12 protein-coding genes are annotated in these 19,450 nt (G+C 37.9%); 2 read left to right on the top strand and 10 right to left on the bottom strand.

Annotated features, from left to right (window positions below):
* Positions 1-3 precede the first annotated feature (3 nt).
* The 9 genes from KO02_RS23915 to KO02_RS02590 all read right to left on the bottom strand — a co-directional run bounded on the left by KO02_RS23915 (position 4) and on the right by KO02_RS02590 (position 14,597).
* Positions 4-1,521, bottom strand: coding sequence for a RagB/SusD family nutrient uptake outer membrane protein (locus KO02_RS23915; protein ID WP_038702025.1), 1,518 nt, complete (start codon positions 1,519-1,521; stop codon positions 4-6).
* A gap of 10 nt (positions 1,522-1,531) precedes the next feature.
* Positions 1,532-4,687: a SusC/RagA family TonB-linked outer membrane protein gene (locus KO02_RS02625; RefSeq protein ID WP_158500259.1), complete on the bottom strand. Its 3,156-nt coding sequence runs from the start codon at positions 4,685-4,687 to the stop codon at positions 1,532-1,534.
* Positions 4,688-4,734: 47 nt separating this feature from the next.
* Positions 4,735-5,772, bottom strand: coding sequence for a DUF5007 domain-containing protein (locus KO02_RS02620; protein WP_235212335.1), 1,038 nt, complete (start codon positions 5,770-5,772; stop codon positions 4,735-4,737).
* A gap of 10 nt (positions 5,773-5,782) precedes the next feature.
* Positions 5,783-6,448: a hypothetical protein gene (locus tag KO02_RS02615; RefSeq protein WP_038695601.1), complete on the bottom strand. Its 666-nt coding sequence runs from the start codon at positions 6,446-6,448 to the stop codon at positions 5,783-5,785.
* 17 nt (positions 6,449-6,465) lie between these two features.
* On the bottom strand, positions 6,466-7,983 hold the full coding sequence (locus tag KO02_RS02610; RefSeq protein ID WP_038695599.1) for a RagB/SusD family nutrient uptake outer membrane protein: 1,518 nt from the start codon (positions 7,981-7,983) through the stop codon (positions 6,466-6,468).
* 19 nt (positions 7,984-8,002) lie between these two features.
* Positions 8,003-10,936 carry a SusC/RagA family TonB-linked outer membrane protein gene (locus KO02_RS02605; protein ID WP_081918291.1) on the bottom strand — a complete coding sequence of 978 codons (2,934 nt, stop codon included), beginning with the start codon at positions 10,934-10,936 and terminating at the stop codon, positions 8,003-8,005.
* Between the two features lie 503 nt (positions 10,937-11,439).
* Positions 11,440-12,453, bottom strand: coding sequence for an N-acetyl-gamma-glutamyl-phosphate reductase (gene argC, locus KO02_RS02600; protein ID WP_038695597.1), 1,014 nt, complete (start codon positions 12,451-12,453; stop codon positions 11,440-11,442).
* Between the two features lie 182 nt (positions 12,454-12,635).
* The gene (gene argG / locus KO02_RS02595) at positions 12,636-13,820 is read right to left on the bottom strand and encodes an argininosuccinate synthase (RefSeq protein ID WP_038695595.1); all 1,185 of its coding nucleotides are present in this window, start codon (positions 13,818-13,820) and stop codon (positions 12,636-12,638) included.
* A 60-nt stretch (positions 13,821-13,880) separates the two neighbouring features.
* On the bottom strand, positions 13,881-14,597 hold the full coding sequence (locus KO02_RS02590) for an N-acetyltransferase (RefSeq protein ID WP_038695593.1): 717 nt from the start codon (positions 14,595-14,597) through the stop codon (positions 13,881-13,883).
* Positions 14,598-15,262: 665 nt separating this feature from the next.
* Between KO02_RS02590 and KO02_RS02580 the strand changes: the two genes are divergently transcribed.
* The gene (locus KO02_RS02580) at positions 15,263-15,454 is read left to right on the top strand and encodes a hypothetical protein (RefSeq protein ID WP_235212334.1); all 192 of its coding nucleotides are present in this window, start codon (positions 15,263-15,265) and stop codon (positions 15,452-15,454) included.
* A 34-nt stretch (positions 15,455-15,488) separates the two neighbouring features.
* On the opposite strand, the gene KO02_RS02575 is transcribed toward KO02_RS02580, so the two are convergent.
* Positions 15,489-17,621, bottom strand: a complete 2,133-nt coding sequence (locus tag KO02_RS02575; protein WP_081918290.1) for a S9 family peptidase — start codon at positions 17,619-17,621, stop codon at positions 15,489-15,491.
* A gap of 166 nt (positions 17,622-17,787) precedes the next feature.
* Between KO02_RS02575 and KO02_RS02570 the strand changes: the two genes are divergently transcribed.
* Positions 17,788-19,419, top strand: a complete 1,632-nt coding sequence (locus KO02_RS02570; protein WP_038695587.1) for a S8 family serine peptidase — start codon at positions 17,788-17,790, stop codon at positions 19,417-19,419.
* Positions 19,420-19,450: the final 31 nt, after the last annotated feature.

Raw genomic sequence — 19,450 nt, 5'->3', positions numbered from 1 at the left:
CATTTAGTTCCAATAGTTGTTCAAACGCATGAATGGATTGTTTGTTAATGCCGACTTATCAATAGGCCAAGTCCATCCACCAGCATTAAAAGCTCCCACCGACATAGGCGCAGAGGTAAACTCCGAATTGATCACTTTTTTTGTCCTGACCAGATCATAATAAAAATTACCCTCTCCAAGCAGCTCGCGGACACGCTCCCACCAGATAGCATCTTTTAAGTCTGCACCCGAATCGGTAATAACTCCAGCCTCAGCACGATTACGGATGACATTGACAACAGCTCTCGCTTCTGCATCACGCTGCAATTCAGCCAAAGCTTCGGCACGTAATAAAATAGGGTCTGCATAACGAAAGATCATCTGGTTGTCATCGGGATTATTATCCTCCCCTTCTTCCATAAAAACATTCGCAAATTTCAGACATTGAAAATCTCCATTTGTCGCGTATATATCTTCATCAAACCAATATGTTTTTCTCAAATCCTGACCAGCTGCTGGATACATTTTCTCCATAAATTTTGGATCATAGAAAATATAGGACTTTTGGGTAATCTTATTTGGAGCATGGAGAACATAATCGGAATAAGACGCTGCAAGCGAAAAACTCTCGCCGTAATTAAAGTTCTGCACAATTTCAAATAAACCCTCTTTGGTACGACCTTTAAAAATCTCTCTTGTACGGGTCAAACTCAACAGTTCATAGGCTCCACCATTATCCTCCATCAGTTCTCTGCCCATTTCTGCTACCTTTTCATATAAGGGTGCTTTATCCTCATTTGTAAAACCCGCTATCCACATATTGATGTGCATATTCAAGGCCAAAGCACTTCCGCGCATTGCTTTCACCGCAATGATAGAAGGATCATCATAGGTCCATGGAAGATGCTGATAAGATGCATCCAGATCTGCTGATATATTTTTCAATACCGTAATCATATTGGTTCTCGGTAATGGATCTGTATTGACAGTCGTATAATAAGGTATATCACCGTAAATACGCACCATAAAGAAATAAGCCAAGGATCTTAAAAATACCGCTTCGGCCTTATAGATCATTTTCTGATCTTCTGACAAGAATGGCATTTCCATATTATCTATTTGATAAATAACGATATTGGCATTTTGCACCATTTTATAAAAATTATTCCATTTGGTAATTTCAGGAAAATTAAAAAAGGAGAAATTGTAATCCAGATCTACCGAAGTCCTTGCCATAATGGCGTTGATATTATTCTGTCTCAAATAGGAAATATAATCCCTTCCTGCCCCAGTTGTTGCACTTGATCGATTTATGGGCGCACAACGCATGTCTCCCGAAGCTGGAAAAAATATATTATCCATGGTAGCTTTTCTAAAAGTCGCATAGATTCCACCCATGTATTGCTCCACATCACCTTTATTGGTCCAATAATTATTACCGGTCAATTTATCAATTTGGGTAATATTTAAGAAATCCTTCCCACAAGAAGATAACCCTAAAGTTGCGCCTAATAGTAGTGTATATAAAAATACTTTTTTCATCTGTTTATAATTAAAATTGTACACTAACACCTAAAGAAAAGGTTCTTTTACTCGGATATCCATTTGATCCATCACGACCTACTCCAGTCACCAACTCAGGGTCAGGTCCGGCATATTTACTGAAAGTATAGATATTATTTGCTGTGAAATTAATCCGTGCCGAAGTCAGTCCATAGCGTTGAATCCACTTGCGATCAAAATTATAACCCAAAGTAGCTGAATTGATTTTTAGATATGATCCATCTTCCAAGAACATGGTCGAATTATAGCGGTATGGGTTATAGAGTGAAAGTCTTGTGAAATCTGAAACATTCGGATAGTCGGCATTATCCCCTGTCTGACGCCATACATTATAGGCATCCAATGGGACATAGGCACCTGGAATATAATCAGGTTTTCCTTCTTTTAGACCTGTAGGCGTGTCGTAATTACGGAATCTATCTGTTAAAGCCGTGTTCAAGATATCACGATCTAAAGTATAAGATAATTGTGTGCGCAAAGACCAATTTTTATATCTCGTATAGATAGAAAGTCCACCTGTTACAGCAGGTTGGGAATTACCTACAAAAACCAAATCATTTTCATCCAGAATATAATCTCCATTGATATCGGTAAAAATTGGATCTCCTGCACGGAAGAATTTTCCTTCCGAAATATCACCCCCTGCACGGTAACGTTGTCCAGTCAATGGATTGACAGGCACCTCATCATCAGTTCTATAAACACCATTATAGTCATATAACACAAATGTCAATGGGTTTCTTCCAAGTCTAAAAAACTGCGGTAAGTCATAACCAGAATCATTATCAGGTTGAATTAACTGCCTCACACCATCAGGTAAAGCGGTGGTATAATCTCGGTTTAAGGCAAATGTTGCCGTACCACTCAAATCCCAATCCGAATTGGCTAATTTTGGTCTAAAATTTAATGACACCTCGTGACCCATGTTTACCATAGCTGCCTCATTGGTCAACACATTTTCGAAAGCATTATGATTGGCAATCGCCTTTGATCGTAATATTTTGTCCGATTGTTTGTAATAGGTTTCATAAGTTAAATATAAAGCACTATTAAAGAACCCAAATTCGGCCCCTACCGACCATTGCGTCGTTGTTTGCGGTACCAGATCGGTATTAGGTGCATTTTTCAGATCCAACGAAGTCGTTGGTCTATTGTTATAACGACCATCATCAATTTTATACCATCCATATAGGTCCGACAGTGTTCCAGTAGGCTGTATGGTACGTCCAACTGATCCACGTAAAAAACCGGTATCCCACCAGGAAATGTTTTCCATAAATTTTTCTTTCTTGAAATTCCAACGAAATCCAACCGATGGGTTAGCTGTCCAAGGAGAAGCCCCCCCTGTCACCGACGTACCATCTACGCGATAGGTTAAATCGACAATATACTTCGAATCGTAGTTGTAAGATGCGTTCCCGGCATATGCGATCGAACGGTAATTATTGAGACTATTCAACAATCCACCAATCGTATTACGAGTATCGTAACTTATACCTGCTTGAAATTGGTCGTTAGCTGTTCCTCTAATTTTATTCAAATTAGCCGAAGATTGAGAAATCTCCATTTCGGTAAACCCATAGATGTTAAACACATGCTTCTCATTAACTGCTTTTACATAAGAAAGCAAATTCCGATTATAGACCTTACTTTTATTGTCATAATAACCGTATATCTCTGAGCTATTTCCCATCAACATTTCTGGCGTATAGCGATCTTTTGTCGAAGTTGTATAATTATAATTTAAGGTTGAAGTTGCTCTTAACCCTTTAATCGGTTCGTACTGCAGTTCCACTTGTGTTACATAATTTCCAGTTTTATTTTGATCATCGACATTCAATGCAGATAATGCGCCCATACTTCCCGAGAAAAGCGATGGAGCAGGAAATAGCGAAGTGGTATTGACTGATTTACCTACTCCAGTCTGCATCATGGCATTACCGCTACCCATTTGATTTTGGGCTAAATTGGCATTCACATTGGCCATCATCCGGAAGCGATCATTGGGTTCATACTGCATATTTGACTGTACGGTATACCGTTTAAATCCGGTATTGGCGATGATACCATTCTCATCATAATAGTTCATGTTCACCTTATAGTTGAACACTTGTTCACCTCCAGAGATATTGACATTATGTGTTTGATTATAGGTATTTCTATAGAAATACGATTGCCAGTCTGTCGAATTATTATAGTATGGGTTTAGACTATCTGCCAATAATGGCGAGTCATTAATACGTCTCAATGCTGCTGCCAAAGTCGTATCGTTCATCAAGATCTGTTCGACACGTATCATTCGTTCATCTCTTCCGCCGATTACTTTCCGCAATTGCGGTACTGCACTCATAAAGAATTGACCTTGATATTGTACAAGAGGTATTTTAGAATTACCACGTTTTGTTCTGACCAATATCACCCCATAGGCACCACGAGATCCATACAAAGCAGTTGCTTGGGCATCTTTCAAAACCGTAATATCTTCAATATCCTCAGGTGGGATCATCGAAATTGGTGATATGCCTGGACCAGCCGTTTCAAAACCATATTCGTACCCGGAGTTGTCATCAATTGGTACACCATCAATAACAAACAACGGAGAGGTCGGTGTCAAAAACGTATTATCACCACTTCCAGACACGTTGAAATTTGAAATACCACGAACAGCAATCGTCCCTCTCATACCAGGGCTACCCGTATTATTTTGGATGTTCATACCTGCCACCTTACCTTGTAGTAGATCCACAAAATTACCAGCAGGAATATCCTGAATTTCCTTACCCGAAATCGTCACCACGGAACCCGTTAATGTTTCCCGTTTACGTTGCTGATATCCAACGACGACGACTTCATCGATTTCTTGATTTTTGCTTTCCATTCCAATGTTATATTCATTTTTGGAAGCAGTCACAGAGGCCTTCACTGTACCATACCCTTGGTAAGTAAAGATCATCACGCCATTAACAGGTACAGATATGGTAAATCGTCCATCTCCACCTGTCTTTCCAAGGTCTCTTTTTGGATTTTCCATACGAATGGAAACCCCAGCTAAAGGTTTATTATCGGCTCCTTTAACCGTTCCTTTTACCAACTTGGTCTGTGCCATCAAGGCATTCCCCAACATACTGGTAAAAAGAATTATCATTATGCAATATTGTTTCATAATTGTTAGCTAAATCAATTGGTCTATTATCAATCAAATTTTGGGGATTCATTAGGGAATCGAAATTGGATTTCCCAATCACCCTCTTCAAAAATGGCAAATTCCAACCCAAAGTAATTATCTTCCACTATTCCAAAATCACCTTTCCGACGGAATTTGAACTGCATAAAGGCATTGTTTCCTGTCACATCGGTATATTCTGTTGCCATTGCCGTTAACGGGATAGGATACGCGACATCATATACGACCTTATTGTTTTCAAAGCGGTGTTTAAAACCATGCACTAGTTTTTCCCAATCGGTAGAAGAGAATTTTTTAGGATCGATCGTATTATTCAAGGAGTCCAAAAATGAAATAGTCAGTGTTTTAGATCCTTTACTTTCACTTTCTAACTTGTTAAAATACACCCGTATATCAGAATAAAACATGGCCGAATTTGTTCTATCGGTACGCATATTACCCGATAGCTGAGACACATAAGTATAAGGAACTGGCGATAGACCAGTAATCGGATCGATGATACTTGGCTCATATGGTCGTTCACGTAGTGGTTTCAATCTGAAATTTCGTAAATATCGTCGACCACCCGTATTATTCAATTCGATATCAAAGACATATCCAGAATCGGGTTGCGTCTTTATGAAACCAGAACTACCCGACTCACCCCAGAAGTTGATATTTCCAGATTTCTCTAATATTTCCAATAACGGGCGATACTCCGTTTTACGTTTACTCTCGATTTCTTCAATAGATTTCTCAAAACCCGTATAGGCTCCTTTCCAGATTTTCACAGGAAATTTATCATTGAAAAGCGTAGCGGGTTGACCATCTACATCACGCACATTGACAATTTTAAATGAAAGGGGTTGAGAAGTGTTTTGTCCTACATTGACAATACTATTATAAAAGGTATTTCTCCCCAAAACCGGTTGAAAATCAGTGATACTATAGACCACATCTTCACCTAAAGAATCTTGATCTGTGGGAATATATTTTTCACAAGATGTCAATGCCAACAATGCGAGCCCACAAAGGACAACCTGCCTAATTGAACGATATAATTTCATATTCATGTTATTAATTTAGGAATTTAGCAAGTTTGGAAAATCCATAATTATGACTAGGGACCAAAATATGTAACCTTCCATTTGTTGTTCTGATATTTACTACCGACGTACTACTTTCTTGCCAATAACGTTGGAATATGGAGTTATTCATATCGCTGAGTGTGATCTGCTGTTGCCCACCTTCCACGATACCAGATGCTGAGGTTACCTTATATTTCATGGTCATTCGATAATTATCAATACTCCTTATTTCTTTTCCTTCGATAAAATCCTTTAGGTTATCAGTGTCATAGACACCGTCAAAAGCATAGTGATAGGTCAATGTATCCAATAAGGGTTGTGGGATATCTTCCAGAAACAAAGGGGGTTTATTAGCCGAACTCCGTACGGCATTCATCGCATCTGTTGCATTTGTAAAACTGTTGTTCGTCAGCGCAAAAAATGTAATCGTATCCGTTGGGTCGTTCAATCTCGCGCGTAAATTAGGTACTCGCTCCAATACCAATAACAACGAGTCATATACTGACCCCTGCTCTTCCAGAAACTGTAAAGTGGTACCATTATAGGCCGTATATTCTACTTGATAGTCTTCATAATAGGTATTTCCTTTTTTACATGCTACAAACGCCATAGCGAGTAGCAAGAAGGAAAAACCAAAATATAGTGTTCTTTTCATGATGGTTAATGGTTAGGTTATTTCCAATATGAATTTTGTTCCAGCTTTGAATTGCGTTCCAAGACATCAGAAGATATCGGCCAATAAATTCCGCCATTAGCAATCAATGAGTTCAATGTATCATTGTTCTTCTTGATCTTTGCCAAACGGATTTGATCGAACCATCTCCATCCTTCACCCATCAATTCCCGTCTTCTTTCTAAAAATATTTCCTCTAAAAGATCTTTCGAAGAACTGTTGATATAAGGTTTTAATCCACGCTGATTTTTAATTAGGTTTAAGTATTTGATGGATTCATCTTTTTGTCCCAATACTGCTTTTGCCTCCGCATGCAATAAGTAAATTTCTTCTAAACGAGTAAATACAAGGTTAGACCCAAAAATCGAGAAATCTGAATCACCATCGCCATTACGGATGACTTTGATTTTACTAAAAATGGGAATATCGCCATCGTAGTTTGTGAAATAATTGGTCCTGATAAGTCCCGAAATCGAGTCGATTCCAAAACGCGTATCGCTCACATCATCAAAAACAACATTGATGGAATCGCGGTTTACAAAAATATCCGGTTTGGCTTTTGTGACGATCGGAAAGCCCAAAGTCAATGATTCGATATGACCGGTATTTGTCGCCTCGCCCAGTTCATAGGAAGCTCGCACGGCCAGAATCTGTCCACGGATACTAGGTCCAAAAAGACCAGTTGTAGGATTGACTAAATTGGGGACACTTAATAGCTCCAAAATAGATTCCGCCTGATTGTCAATGACAAATTTGGAGTACACATCTGCATTGATGTATTTTCCTTGCCAAGCAGCAATATGAGCCAAAAGTGAATATGCGGTTATCTTATTGAACAAAACACCTACCCAAGTCGAGTAGCTTTCACCATAATAACTTTGCGTACCAAGTGCATAACGATAGGGTAAATCCTGCGCTGCCGCTAACAATTCGGCCTCCGCAAAAGCTAAAACTGTAGCTTCAGTTGCCTTTCCGACCTCAGCAAAGCTATCATTATCGTATGATGCCTTTAACAAAGGTACTTCACCCCATATACGGACCATGTAAAAATACATCAACGCACGAATGCTTTTCGCTTGTGCAACATCGTATTTTAGGTCACGTTCTGTATATCGGCTATCCTTTTCCATTACCTCAGGAGCACGTTCAATAAAAAGGGAGGCTGCATTGATCACCGCATAAAAACGACGCCAATCTGTCAATCCCTTGATCATGGGATAGGCGGACTTTAACTTATTTTCTTCAACAGCTTTTAAGTCCGCTCGTGAATATGATTTAAAATCACCATAGCGCATTTCTCCATATACCCAGTGACCATAGTTGTCCACCATTGCAGCACGCATCAAACCATAGATACCCATGAGATGCGCCCTCGTGTCCGAAATGGAAGTCCATTCCTTCTCTTCCGATCCTACATTGACCGCAACGATATCCAATTTTTTATTACAGGATGTGCCGAGCACCATTATACCTATCATGAGGAGTAGGTATGTACCCCATTGATTATATCTTTTCATCTTAAATAGCATTCAATAATTATAAATCCAATTTGATACCCAAACTGACGATCGGTGACATTGGTAGTCCATATCCAGTATAATACCCGTTGAAATCGATCAACTCCGGATCTTTACCTGAAAACTTAGTGATGGTCAATAAATTGGTCCCCGATACATAGACAAATGCACGACGCACGGTTTTCATTTTCTCTTTTGTCGCATGCAACGATGCCAAATCATAACCGACAGTCATTGCCCTTAATTTTAAGAAAGAGGCATTTTCTAAGAAAAGATCTTGATCTATTCGATAGGCAACAATAGGGCTCCAAGGGTTGTAGATCGGATACTTCGTGACATCCACATCCTGTTGCCAGTGGAATACTTCACGGATACCATCTAAGGAATTGGTGTTTTCAGTATTGATAAAATCATACTTCGTAGATGCCCGTTGATTGAGCGCTTTATGTCCCAATGCAAAATACCATTGCATGTTCAACTCAAAGCCCTTATAATTGAAGTTATTATTAAACCCACCAACTAGCTTAGGCATCGCATTACCTTTGAGCACACGATCTTTCTCATCAATTTTAAAATCACCATTTTGATCTTTCCAAATCGGGTCTCCAGCGGCAAAATCTACACCATCAAATTGCAACTTATTACCATTTGTAACTGGGATTTCATCTTCAGTATTGTAGATTCCTTTGTTTTCATAAAGCCAAAATTGATCAACAGCTTCACCGACCTTAAGTAAACGATTGCCCACCTTCAACTCCTGTTTGCCGTTTGGCAAAGCCGTCAATTTATTTTGGTTGTAATTCAGGTTTAGCGCTGCATCCCACTGCAAACCATTTGGATTGGTTAAGATACGGCCGTGTAGATTGAGATCAACACCTCTATTCTGTACCGTCATACCATTAATGATCTGTCCAGAATAACCGTATTCGGCAGGTATTGGCATATTGACCAACTGGTTGATGTCCTTTTTCTGATATAAGGAAACCGTAAAATCAGCCCTTTTATCTAAAAAAGAACCATCCAATGTGATATCAGCATGATCTGTATAAGGCCATTTGATATCGTAGCCTACCCATCCTTCAGAATAAGGGCGCGATGCGACAGCAAAACCATTATAAGAAACCAGGGATTTCTCAGAGCCCCAATTCAGATCAGCGGTATAGTTAGGTCCAACAGCATATTTACTGGTAAAAATAGGTTTACCGATACGTGCCCATGAGCCTTTGATACTCAAGTTGTCCATCGTTGCATTTTCATCCTCATTAATTAGGTTGTATTTTGCAGAGAAAGCCGGTGTCATCAACCATCGAGCGTCGGGTTGCATCGTAGATGATCCATCATAGCGCAACACTGCGCTAACATCCAGCCTATTATTCCAGCTATAGTTACCTGATAGGAGAAGAGAATGGAGTCGAAAATCTTCTCTATTTGTCCAACGATTGACATATAGACCTCCTACAGGTCTTAAATACCCAGCTGCATTGGGATCACCATCTACAACGTTTACCTTAATAAAATCATTTGGACCATCGTAAGCACGGGCATAATGGTATCGGTATAGATCTTGGGTATAATTAGACCCCAATACAAAGTTGAATTTATGCTGATCTTGAATACTGAAGTTATAGTCTAGACTGCTATTAAAAGTCAAACGCTCATTAAAGCCAAAGTAACTTGACATGTAATTGTTTGTCTCCATTAAAGAACCCGGGAAAAAAGCTTGGCGAGTTCCTTCCGAATAATCAACACCTAGATTGGTGTTTAATTTTAAATTTGGTAATAAGTAAAGATCAAGGTTAACCAATAAGTTGAGCATATTGACCGAATTATTGTCAAGTGCCTGTTTGTAAACATCCAGGTATTTTCCATACATGTCCTTATTTGGCGATATCGGAACCGAAAGATCTGGCACATACGAAGCTTCACCAAATCGATCCCGTAAACTTCGGTTACGGTCACGCAGGCTACGGCTTGCATTTACGGTGGTACCAAAATTAAACCATTTGAAGGGCGCCATATTCACATTGAATAACGCATTATATCGTTCGAAATTTGTTTTATCAGCTGCGCTCGCATTTTTAGTATAGCCGCCCATGAAGGCAAAATTGGCACGGTCACCACCACCACGAATCCCTAAATTACCGCCATAAATAGGTGCCGTTTGATAATACTCTTCGTTCCAATTGGCTGGCCCATAGTAATTCACATTAGTCGAATCACTCAAATACCCAGGGTAATTCAAACGATCCGTTGCTGTACCATATTTATTATAAAAGGAAGAACGGAACATATTCTCGTACTGTGCATTGACAGGTGTTACATTAGGTTTTGTCGCTAGACCCACATAGGCATCAAAACTTATTTCTCGTGCACCTTCTTTCCCTGGTTTTGTTAAGATCCAAATCGCGCCATTCGCTGCCAAAGGTCCTAATTTTGACAATTCAACCGGATCCTTGATGACTTGAATGGATTCGATCATAGCGATATCAATTCCAGCAAAATTATCCGTTGCTGGACCTAGTCGATTGAATTGATATTGTTGGATAGAGTAGGTGAAATTATTTTCCCGAGCAATAGGGACACCATTGATGTAAACTGCAGGTTGCACATTTATGGCATCTTTTGTGTCAAGAAGTGGACTCCCGAGACCACGGATGACCATGTTCTTATAAGAACCCGGTTCACCACTGGATTCTTGAACATACAATCCTGAAATCTGACCTTTCAATACTTCAGAAATACTTACCAATGGTAAACTTTCCACCTGCTTGAAATTAAGGCTATCCTTGACCTGCTTCTTTTGCAATAAGGATTTTAATCTTCCTCGCAAGAGTTGCTGATCCACTTCACTTATCTCAGAAGTGTCTTGTTGCATTTTCCACAAATCCCATGATCGGGCCTGAGTTTTTTGCAACATCGGGACGAGAAATAAAAAACAAAAAAGTCTTTTCATCCGAATATGTTTAGGCTTAAAAAATTTAAAGAAGTACCCCTATTGGTTAGGATAGTAGTTACCTCTCTTCGCTATTTTAAAGCGTGAATAATTGTTAGTTGGAAACAATAATATGACAAATAATCAAATTTAAATGACCGCCAATAAACGAAATCGATTGCGTAATCGAAACAATCGATTGCAAAACTTTATGTGATACATATAATGTATTACTATTCAGTGCAAATAGATTTAAGTATGGGAAAGAGTATCTCCTCGAGCTGCTTAAACAGCTTTTCAGAAAATTCTATCGACAAATATTGAAGTCCAAAGTCATTCTTACGCCTAAGAAACAGGAATACAGACGTTTATTTAAGGTAATGATTGGTTTAATTCGGTGATGGTTTATAAAGGCGATTGATTTAGCAAATCATTGCAAATTAGCGATACAAAAATAATCCATAAAAAAAGGCTCCGGAAAATTCCGAAGCCTTTTTATCTATAATCCTGAATTAGTGGCTTATCTAAAAGCCAACACTCTTCAAGTTTAAACCTGCTTTCTCATCAAGATTAAACATGAGATTCATATTTTGTACAGCTTGTCCAGATGCACCCTTTAACAAGTTATCTGTCGCATTTAATATTAATAACTTATCTCCATGTTTCTCGAGGTGAATAATACTTTTATTGGTATTAACGACTTGTTTCAAATCGATATTCTTACGGCTGACATGTGTAAATGGGTGTTCGTTATAGAAACTTTCATATAACTCATAAGCTTCTTCCTCGGATAAGTCAGAATCAACATAAATAACGGAGAAAATACCTCTTGTGAAATCGCCTCTTTGAGGCACAAAATTAATTTTCTCGGCAGCACGCTCTAATAATGTCTTTTCGGACTGTGGTAGAAAACCCTGCTGCAATTGCGCTAAAGATTCGGAAATTTCTTGTACATGTTGATGTTCAAAAGACTTGTAAGCAGATAAATTATTATTTCGCCACGAGAAGTGTGTTGTGGCACCAGGTTTCTGTCCAGCGCCGGTAGAACCCGTGGTTGCATGTACATGAATCTGGTCGGGTAAGAGGCTTTTACTTGCTAAAGGCAGTAATGCCAATTGGATATTAGTAGCAAAACAACCTGGGTTTGCAATATACGCTGCAGATCTAATTGCATCTCTATTCAATTCTGGTAAACCATATATAAACTGTTTACCTTGAAATTCGGTATTTGCTTTTAAACGATAGTCCTGTGATAAATCTATAATTTTCACGGAGGAATCTATTGGATTTGCGTCTAAAAACTTACGTGCATCTCCATGCCCCACACATAAAAATAAAACATCAATATCCGAATGAAAATCAGATGAAAAGGTTAACTCTGTGTCTCCAAATAGATCATTATGTACCTCATAGATTTTGTTGCCAGCATTGGAAGCACTATTGGCAAATATGATTTCTACATGTGGATGATAGATCAACACACGTAATAATTCACCTCCGGTATATCCTGCTGACCCTACTATTCCTACTTTTATCATTTTTTAGTATTTAGTTTAGATGATGGTTTTACTATACAATGGATGTTATAGTACTGCTATTATTCCAACAGTAAATGTTACTGATTGGATGTTAAAAATGGATCCCTATTTCACCTTTGGTGACTTTGGGATCCATTCCTATATTGTGCAAAGAAATAAGAAACGCTTGCGAGCAAATGTGCTTATTTTCCGTTGACTTTATGCCAAATAATAGTTTGGTTACCAAAAATTTTAGAAAATCCTTTTACATCGTCACCTGTGTAACCTGCATTCATCTCACCATAAGTTCCAAATTTATTAGACATTAAATCATGCTCTGATTCGATTCCAATGATGACAAAACGATAAGGGTGTAATTCGATGATCACACGTCCAGTTACGGTCTCTTGAGTCGATAACAAAAATGCTTCAATATCTCGCATTACAGGATCGTGCATCTGACCTTCATGCATATAATTTCCGTAGAAACCTGAAATCTGGTCTTTCCATGATAATTGCCACTTAGTCAAGGTATGTTTCTCTAAAGCATGATGTGCTTTAATCAAGATCACTGAAGCTGCTGCCTCAAATCCTACACGTCCTTTAATACCAATAATCGTATCTCCAACGTGAATATCACGGCCTATACCATATGGTTGTGCTAAGGCTTGTAATTCCTGAATAACACGTACCGCATCTAATTTATTGCCATTAAGTGCTGTTGGTTCACCTTTAACAAAATCTAAAGTAATTTGTTGAGGTTCTGTTGAAGTAACAGCGGTTGGCCAAGCAGACTCTGGTAAATATTGATTTGAAGTCAATGTTTCTGCTCCTCCTACTGAGGTGCCCCAGAGACCTTTATTAATGGAGTATTTTGCTTTTTCTGCAGAATATTCAACACCATGCTTATTTAAATATTCGATTTCATCTTCTCGTGATAATTGTAGATCACGAATTGGCGTTATAATTTCAACACCAGGTATTAAGGTATGAAAGATCATATCAAAACGCACTTGATCATTACCTGCTCCTGTAGATCCATGTGCTACGCATTCAGCACCAATCTTCTTTGCATAATTAGCAATAGCAGTTGCTTGACATACACGTTCTGCAGATACAGATAAAGGGTAGGTTGCATTTTTTAATACATTACCAAAAATCAAATACTTAATAGTTTCGCGGTAATAGTCTTCTGTTTCATCAATTGCTGTATGCGATTTTACACCTAAAGCGTAAGCCCGCTCCTCAATCTGTTTTAATTCCTCTTCAGAGAAACCTCCCGTATTAACGACCACTGAGTGAACTTCTAAACCTAAATCTTGTGTGAGATAAATACAACAAAATGATGTATCTAACCCGCCACTGAATGCTAAAACTACTTTTTTCATCTTTTTGGATTAATTCGTTGATAAGCCTCTAATTGAGGTTTCAACAAAAATATAAAAAACTTAAAACTCCTTAACTACTTTTTTACTTTTATGAAAATTGACTGCAACAAACTTCTTTGCTGATTTCCATAACTTTGCTTCAATACGCTTTAACAAAGATTGTTTTTGTGTAATACGTTCCAATCTTTCTTTTGCTTCAGCTTTTCGTTGTATTTTTTCTTTCAATTCACGCTCTTTATCGACAGGATCCCAAAGCATGGCTGTACACATGCAGTTTTTACGATCTTTACTCAATAAGATATCGTAATTTACACAACTCTGACAGCCCTTCCAAAATTCTTCATCTTGCGTTAATTCAGAATAGGTCACAGGTTCATATCCCAGTTCGGAGTTAATTTTCATTACCGCCAAACCAGTTGTTAAACCGAAAATCTTTGCATGAGGATATTTTTCTCGAGATAGTTCGAAAACTCTTTTTTTAATTGCTTTGGCTAGGCCAACCTTACGAAATTCAGGATTAACGATTAAGCCTGAGTTGGCAACGTAGTCTCCATGCCCCCAAGTCTCGATATAGACAAAGCCTGCCCATCGACCATCTTTGTGTAAAGCAATAACAGCTTTACCTTCAATCATTTTATTGGCAACATATTCTGGTTTGCGGCGTGCAATGCCAGTACCTCGAGCTTTTGCAGACTCGAACATTTCACTACAAATCGTCTCAGCATATATAACATGCTCAGGTTTTGCGGGAATAATTAAAAATTCTGAAATAGTCATTGACTTACGACCCAAATAATAAAACTAACAATCGAAATTGCGTTTTGTTATGAAAAAACAATTAATAAAATCGTGGAGCGCCATCATCGGACCTGATGATATTACTGAAAAGAAAAGTCACTACCTCATATCAAGCCCGAGGTAGTATAGGTCGTCGAAAGCGAAGAACCGGAATTTCTACAAAAATAAAAAAACAATAACCCCTCTCTACAAACTTTTGAAAAGCATGTGGTATTGAGAACTTATATATTTTGTTATTCTTCATTTCTTCTTTATCGTCTTCGTTATGTGACTGTACAAATGTATAAAATAATTTTTTTCTTTTCTGCAATAATTACGCGCATTTTTTATAAAATGACAAATAACACTAAAAACATAAACATTACAAGTATACAAACTATAAATCAAATACTTAAATGACATTTATACAATAAATTAGTGATTACTAAAAAAATCAATATGCTAACAAAAATCTAAATTCATTAATAACTTACCATCAATGACGTAGAAAATAAAGAAATAGAAACTTTTAGTATTGTCATTAAAATTAGATAATTTTGTAGTTCATCGGTGATCTAATGAAGTTCACCATTAGTACACAACATCATATGAGCACACCAAGTATTATTTTTTATTGCATTTTCGGTATTCCATACTTTATTTTCATGTACTGGTTAGTCAAGCAAGATAAGCAAAAATATGCTTGGGGAATAGCGCTCATTACACTGATTGCAATTGTCGCAATTTATGTCTCTCAAAAAGCTAGTAAGGTTGCGATTGATAATTATGAACAACATCAAATTGACTCTCGAGAAATAGAGCAAGAGGAAAGAATGGATAGTCTAAATCATAACTAAAAAAAGCGCTCTAGGCGCTTTTTTTAGTTATGATTTATTTTTCAATATTTTCCAATGCAAACAGGAAAGCATAATTAAGGGCTATATCTTTTAGATAATCAAATCTGCCAGATGCCCCGCCATGCCCGTACTCCATATCTGTTTTTAATAGAAGAACATGATTATCAGTTTTCATCTTCCGTAATTTCGCAACCCACTTTGCAGGCTCAAAGTATTGTACCTGACTATCATGCAGTCCCGTTGTGACCAACATATTGGGATATGCCTTTTCCTCAACATTTTCATAGGGAGAATAGCTTTTCATATAGTAATAAGCATCTTTTTCATTTGGATTTCCCCACTCGTCATATTCATTTGTGGTCAACGGAATACTATCATCTAACATTGTATTAACGACATCAACAAACGGCACCTGTGCGATGATGCCATTCCATAGCTCGGGTTCTAGATTGGCAACTACCCCCATTAACAAACCTCCTGCACTCCCACCTTGGGCATAAAGATGTCCCAAACTAGTGAACTTTTGATCGATTAAATAATGACCGCAATCAATGAAATCTGTAAAAGTATTCATCTTCTTCATCATTTTTCCATCATCATACCAATATCTTCCCATTTCTTCACCTCCTCGGATATGTGCAATAGCATAGCAGAATCCACGATCTAATAAACTTAATCGAGCACTACTGAAGGTCGGATCCATTGAATAACCGTAGGAACCATATGCATATAGCAGTAAGGGTGCTTTCCCATCTCTTTTAAAACCATCTTTATAGACAATCGAAATTGGAATAACTGTTCCGTCCTTAGCTTTTGCGAAAACGCGTTCGGTCTTGTATGCCGTTAAATCATAGCCCCCTACGATTTCTTGCTGTTTTAGTAAACTTCTTCCTTTTGATTTCATATCATATTCAAAAGTCGAAGAAGGGGTAACTAATGAGCTATAACCATAGCGTAATTTATCTGTATTATACTCGACATTGGTGCTCGGATAAACGGTATATGTCACTTCTCCGAAATCCAAATAATGTTGTCCTTTATTATTCAAATCATAAACGGCTAGCTGCGTTAAGCCATCTTTACGTTCTGAGACGACCAAAAAGTCTTTGAATTCATCAATTTCACTCAATAGCACATCAGCTCGATGTGCTATAAATGTCGACCAATTCTCTTTATTGGTTTTGTGCAATGGGCATTGCATCACTTTAAAATTTTTAGCACCGTCATTCGTAATAATCAAAAAACGATCTTCTAAAGCAGTCACCTGATATAATACATCCTTTATTCTGGGTTGGAATATTTGAAAAACCCCATTAGGATCATCGGACTTGAGATAGTATACTTCGGAAGAAAGCGTGCCCTCGGATTGAATGAATATATAAGCTCCATTTTTCGATTTCCCTACTCCAATATAATTGGTATTATCATTTTCTTGATATACAGTCGTATCGGCTTTGACATCAGTGCCCAATGTATGCCTATTTATTTTTTCACTTAATAGCGTAATCGGGTTTTTTGCCGTATAAAAAAGTGTCTTATTATCATTGGCCCAAATAGAGCTGCCTGATGTCCTTGGTATTTCATCCTTATACAATTCACCTGATACCAGGTTTTTTACATATATCGTATACTCTCTCCGCGATACGGTATCGACAGCAAAAGCCATCAATTTACTATCGGGACTTATTGAAAATCCTACTGCTGAATAATAAGGGTAACCTTCTGCCATTTTATCAACGTCCAGCAGCATCTCTTCCACTGCATGGAGATTATCTTTTTTTCGACAAAACTTAAAGTATTGTTGTCCTTCTTCGGTACGTGTATAGTAGTAATAGCCATTTTTTAGATAGGGAACAGATTCATCTTTCTCCTTGACCCGTGCTTTCATTTCATTAAACAACTGATCCTGCAAAACAGTGGTTGATTCCATGACAGCATCTGTATAGTCATTTTCCTTATTTAAATAATCGATTACCAAATCTGCATCAGGTCCCTTCCTGAAAAAATCATTCATCCAGTAATAATCGTCACTCACTTGATCGTCGTGGATGTTTCTGAAATGGGTCTTAATCTTTGCAACAGGAGCTACAGTTGCCTTTGAGTGCAATCCAATTGATTCACCTTGCTCTTTTAAAACTGCACCTGTAAGGATATTTAAGATAATCATACGTCTAATTTATTATAATAACCAGATAATCCTGTATGAACCTATCAATTCAGGATTACTGTAAGTAAAAATAAGGATGAATTCGCATTATTTAATAAAAATTAACATTTTAAGCCCCTTACTAGCATTATATTTGCTAATCGTAACAACATCAAAATATCAAGAGATGAGATTAAAGAGATTGCTTTATGTATTTGCTATTGGACTAATTCCAACTTTCGGCCATGCCCAAGAAAACAAAAGTGTGCCTGATAATTGGTTCAATTTGGATTATGAGAAAGATGGTGTACTTGGTATAAGTACAGAAAAAACTTACGAAAGTTTATTAAGAGGAAAAAAGTCCGTTCCGGTTATCGTTGCCGTTCTAGATGGGGGTGTTGATGTCCTTCATGAGGACTTAAAGCATGTCGTGTGGATAAACGTAAAAGATAGTGTAGCTAATGGCATAGATAATGATAAGAACGGATTCATCAATGACAAGTATGGTTGGAATTTCATTGGTAATGCTTCGGGAGAAAATGTACAATTCGATAATTTGGAACTGACCCGGCTAATCCGTAAAAATGCACCAAAATTCGAGGGCGTGACTGCTACAACAATATTAACCGACCAAGAGAGGCGAGATTATAATGCTTATTCAAAAATGGTGATAGCATATAACGAAAAACTTGATGAAGCCAAGTATGGTGCTTTGAATTATGTTGCATTGAAGGAAAGTGTTGACAATCTCATAAAAGATATCAATAAAGATAAATCGGCAATAACGCCAGCAGATCTGGATAGTCTGAATCCTACTGTGAACCGTCAAAAAATTGCTATTCGCATTGCTAAGGAGGAAATAGAACGAGCAGGTAGTTTCACTCGGTTTTATGAAGACTTAAAATCGGGAGCCGAATACTTTGGCAATCAAGTCGCTTACCATCTGAATAAAGATTATGACTCCCGTTCAATTGTTGGGGATAACTATAACGATGCGAGCGAATATCATTATGGTAACTCGGATGTTACGGGGCCGGACGCGTTACATGGCACACATGTAGCTGGTATCATTGCGGCAGATCGTAAAAACAGCATCGGTATTAAAGGAGTAGCCGATAATGTTCAGATACTTTCGGTACGCCTTGTCCCTGATGGTGACGAACGTGATAAAGATGTCGCTAATGGCATTCGTTATGCGGTAGATAATGGTGCTAAAGTCATTAATATGAGCTTTGGTAAAAGTTATGCTTATAATAAAAATACAGTAGACGCTGCAGTACAGTATGCGATGTCTAAGGATGTTCTATTGGTGCATGCTGCGGGTAATGACAGTGAGGATAATGATATTTCGACAAATTATCCAAATAAATATTTTACAGATAGTTTAGGTGCAATTACTGATACTGCTCATGCATGGATAACCGTTGGTGCAACTGGCCCACGTAAAGACGAAGAGCTCCTCGCTAGCTTTTCTAATTATGGTAAGACTTCTGTAGATGTATTCGCACCTGGATTATATATCAATTCTACTGCACCACATTCGGAGTATAAAGAAGAGCAAGGTACGAGTATGGCTGCACCTGTAGTGGCAGGATTAGCGGGAATGTTGCGTTCTTACTACCCACAGTTAACAGCTTTGGAGACAAAAGAAATCATCATGGACTCAGTTGTAAAAGTCGAGGATACGGTCCGCATCAAATTAGAAGATGGCTCATTTAAAACTGTGAATTTGGCTGATATTTCTATCTCAGGTGGAATTGTGAATGCCTATAATGCTGTGGAAAAGGCAAATGATTATATCGCAAAAAAGAAAAAGTAACATATTGACATAATATTCGCATCTTGTTGAA

This window comes from Sphingobacterium sp. ML3W (assembly GCF_000747525.1).
Lineage (GTDB): Bacteria > Bacteroidota > Bacteroidia > Sphingobacteriales > Sphingobacteriaceae > Sphingobacterium.
The sequence above is the reverse complement of the archived record's forward strand: the minus strand, read 5'-3'. Positions and strand labels throughout refer to the sequence as shown.